The sequence below is a fragment of the Vibrio sp. 10N.222.49.C9 genome (assembly GCF_041474985.1).
In the GTDB taxonomy this organism is placed as follows: Bacteria; Pseudomonadota; Gammaproteobacteria; order Enterobacterales; family Vibrionaceae; genus Vibrio; species Vibrio crassostreae_C.
Window position 1 is genome coordinate 1 of the sequence record NZ_JBFRVD010000303.1, and the last position, 483, is coordinate 483.

Annotated in this window: 1 protein-coding gene and 1 pseudogene; both read right to left on the minus strand. The window is 49.5% G+C overall.

What is annotated here, in order from left to right:
- Positions 1–387 (minus strand): tRNA pseudouridine(55) synthase TruB (gene truB, locus AB4585_RS23240; RefSeq protein ID WP_372171148.1); only part of this gene is annotated, 387 nt, incomplete at its 3' end.
- Positions 387–483, minus strand: a pseudogene (rbfA, locus tag AB4585_RS23245) (ribosome-binding factor A); the annotation flags it as partial. The gene truB and the pseudogene rbfA, both read right to left, overlap by 1 nt.

Below are 483 nucleotides of genomic sequence, written 5' to 3' on the forward strand. Positions count from 1 at the left end.
CTTTAGCGCAGAGAACATAGAAGGGACTTGATCCGTGGTGCCACGGAAGGTAGCAAAGGCGTCTAACAGCTGCTCTTTGGTTACTGAAACTGGGCGTGTTTCCACTACCTCACCATCAGAATCCGAGGTGTTAGTGCGCTCACCCAACTTAGCGATGGTGCGATAGCGCTTATCTGAGTCCAACAAGAACTGCGAAAACTTGGTCGCTTCACCTAAGCAGATAGGCAACATGCCCGTTGCTAGTGGATCAAGAGCGCCAGTGTGGCCCGCTTTTTCAGCAAAGTAGATACGCTTTACTTTCTGTAGCGCATCATTTGAAGAGATTCCGGTTGGTTTATCCAGCAATACGACGCCGTTAACTGGACGACCTTTACGACGTCTTGCCATTACTCTTCGTCCTCGCGACCTGACTCTGCTTTCTTCTTAGCATCTTTAGAGACAACTTCGCTCACAAGGTTAGACATGCGCATGCCTTCAACGAGA